This window comes from Neisseria sp. Marseille-Q2251 (assembly GCF_940793045.1).
Taxonomy (GTDB): domain Bacteria; phylum Pseudomonadota; class Gammaproteobacteria; order Burkholderiales; family Neisseriaceae; genus Neisseria.
Genome location: NZ_CALNWV010000080.1, coordinates 1 through 2632, shown reverse-complemented (window position 1 = coordinate 2632; position 2632 = coordinate 1). Strand labels below are relative to the sequence as shown.

Below are 2632 nucleotides of genomic sequence, written 5' to 3'. Positions count from 1 at the left end.
CGTTCGTCTTGGGTCAGTTGTGTGTAGCTCATGGCAATCTTTCTTGCAGGAAAGGCCGTATGCTACCGCATACTGGCCTTTTTCTGTTATGGAAAGTTGCACTTCAAATGCGAATCCGCCGACCTTTAACATTTCCCTGTATAATCACGCTTTTGTTCAAACGCTTGTACTTTTCGACATGATTTATCCGTGGCATCAAAACCAGTGGCGGCAGCTTGCCGATCATTGGGGAAACCGTCCGAACGCTTGGCTGTTTACCGGCAAGGAAAACACCGGCAAAACAGCGTTTGCGCGGTTTGTGGCACAGGCTTTGCTGTGCGAATCGTCTCGGGAAGATCATCAGCCTTGCGGCGTATGCGCTTCGTGTCATTTGTTTTTGCAAAACAGTCATCCCGATTTCTACGAACTTACTCCTGAAATCCCCGAAGATGGTGCGGTCGGGCGAAAATTGTTGCAGATTAAAATCGATGCCGTGCGCGATATTGTCGAAAACATTTATCTGACGGCTGTGCGCGGCGGATTGCGGGTGGTATTGGTGCATCCCGCTGAAAGTATGAATGTACAGGCGGCAAACGGTTTGCTCAAAGCTTTGGAAGAGCCACCGCAACACGTTGTTTTTTTAATGGTTACGCATGCACGCGACAAGCTTCTTCCGACCATTAAAAGCCGTTGCCGCCAGATGGTTCTGCCGACACCTTCACGCGATGAAGCTTTGGCGTATCTTCGAGAAGAGGGTGTGGACGATGCGGAATCTTTGCTGGCTTTTCACAGCGGCGCGCCGTTGTTTGCCCATACGCCTGAAATTGATGACTTGCGCGAAGATCTGCTCACTTTACTTGCCGCGCCGCGCCTGTTGACGATACTCGACTACGCCGCTGCGTTCGACAAACACAAACAGCCGTTGGCAGTCTTCATCGATTGGATGCAGAAATGGCTGTTGGATGTCGGCTTGGCGCAACAACAAATGCCGCCGCTTTATTATCCCGATTACGCGCAGGCATTGTCGCAGACGGCTTCCAAAACCGATCCCCGCCGCCTGTTTGCGCTGACAGGTCGTCTGAACGCACTCAGCCCTTACGGATACCACACCTTGAGTGTTAAAATGCAGCTTGAGTATCTGCTGACTGAATATCTCGAATTTTGGCAAAACAAATAATTAGATAAGGTAAAACAAAATGGTAAACAACAATAAAGACATTCCGGCGAAAATGATGGCGTTGCAGCTCAAAGACCCGACTCTGCTCTACAACTGCTATATGCCGTTTCTCGAACACGGCGGACTTTTCGTTCCGACCGAAGACGTATTTTCATTAGGCGAAGACATCCTGCTTGCCGTTGAAATCGCCGATTACCCCAAACGCTTCCTGCCTACCAAAGTCGTCTGGATCAACCCTGCCCGTACTTCCGCCCACCGCCCTAAAGGTGTCGGACTGGCATTTTCCGAACACGAGAGCTGTCTTCAGGCGAAAACCCTGATTGAAGGCGAGTTGGGACCGAAACTGCGCAGCGACCGCGTTACTTTCACGCTTTAAAATCATGCATTTAATCGATTCGCACTGCCATCTCAATTTCGAAGGCTTGAGCAACCGCCTGCCTGAAGTGTTCGCCAATATGGAAGAACAAAGCGTTAAGCAGGCGCTTGCCATCAGCGTGAGCAAACAGAGTTTCGCCGAAGTCTTCGACATTGCCCAAGCCAATGAACAGATTTACTGCACCATAGGCGTCCACCCCGACAGCCAAGAAGCCGAAGAATTTACCGTTGCCGAAATGGTTGAAGCGGCAAAACACCCGAAAGTCGTCGGCATAGGCGAAACGGGCTTGGATTATTACTGGTGCAAAGGCGATTTGGCATGGCAGCACCGCCGCTTCGCCGAACACATCCAAGCCGCCAATGAAAGCGGTTTGCCCGTGATTGTCCACACCCGCGATGCCGCCGCCGATACTTTGGCGATTTTGAAAGAAGGTCAAACCAACTCGGGCGTTATCCACTGCTTCACCGAAGATACTGCTTTCGCCAAAGCCGCTTTGGATTTGGGGCTTTACATTTCCTTCTCCGGTATTGTTACTTTCAAAAATGCCCCGCAAATTCAGGAAGCCGCCAAATACGTCCCTGCGGATCGAATGCTGGTTGAAACCGATGCCCCGTTTCTCGCCCCTGTTCCCAAACGCGGCAAACCCAACGAACCTTCCTATGTCCGCTACACCGCCGAGTTTTTAGCGAAACTGCGTGGCGAATCCGTGGAAACGCTCGCCGCTTACACCAGCGATAATTTCTATCGTTTGTTCAATAAAGTACCCGATATCCGTGTTTGATTCGAATGGAACAAAGGTCGTCTGAAATGCCTTAGTTGGCATTTCAGACGACCTTTTGAAATTTGGAATGTTTTTATATAAGTGTTCAGTCGAATATCAAATAGGCTAGGGACGGCAATGAACGATGGCAGGGTAACCTATAGTGGATTAAATTTAAATCAGGACAAGGCGACGAAGCCGCAGACAGTACAGATATAGTCAATTAAAATCAAAATAGGACAGTAACGCATCGTCAAATCGGGCGTAATCAGACAATACGGTTCGCAGATACCGCTTAATATTCGCCCACACCTTCTCAATCGGGTTGAGCTCAGGTGAA

At 49.8% G+C, this 2632-nt stretch carries 3 protein-coding genes and 1 pseudogene; 3 read left to right on the top strand and 1 reads right to left on the bottom strand.

The window, feature by feature from the left end:
* The first annotated feature begins 178 nt into the window (after nt 1-178).
* The 3 genes from AAG834_RS13620 to AAG834_RS13610 are packed head-to-tail and all read left to right on the top strand — an operon-like array spanning nt 179 to nt 2313.
* Nucleotides 179-1156: a DNA polymerase III subunit delta' gene (locus AAG834_RS13620; RefSeq protein ID WP_342032439.1), complete on the top strand. Its 978-nt coding sequence runs from the start codon at nt 179-181 to the stop codon at nt 1154-1156.
* Between the two features lie 19 nt (nt 1157-1175).
* Nucleotides 1176-1532, top strand: coding sequence for a PilZ domain-containing protein (locus AAG834_RS13615; RefSeq protein ID WP_003760734.1), 357 nt, complete (start codon nt 1176-1178; stop codon nt 1530-1532).
* Nucleotides 1533-1536: 4 nt separating this feature from the next.
* A complete protein-coding gene (locus tag AAG834_RS13610) occupies nt 1537-2313 on the top strand; it encodes a TatD family hydrolase (protein WP_342032438.1) in 777 nt (258 codons plus the stop codon).
* A gap of 198 nt (nt 2314-2511) precedes the next feature.
* On the opposite strand, the pseudogene AAG834_RS13605 reads toward AAG834_RS13610, so the two are convergent.
* Nucleotides 2512-2632: pseudogene (locus tag AAG834_RS13605) on the bottom strand (IS630 family transposase); the annotation flags it as partial.

Coding starts and splice junctions, on each gene's coding strand:
- AAG834_RS13615 (WP_003760734.1), top strand. CDS start 1,176: ATGGTAAACAACAATAAAGACATTCCGGCGAAAATGATGGCGTTGCAG.
- AAG834_RS13620 (WP_342032439.1), top strand. CDS start 179: ATGATTTATCCGTGGCATCAAAACCAGTGGCGGCAGCTTGCCGATCAT.
- AAG834_RS13610 (WP_342032438.1), top strand. CDS start 1,537: ATGCATTTAATCGATTCGCACTGCCATCTCAATTTCGAAGGCTTGAGC.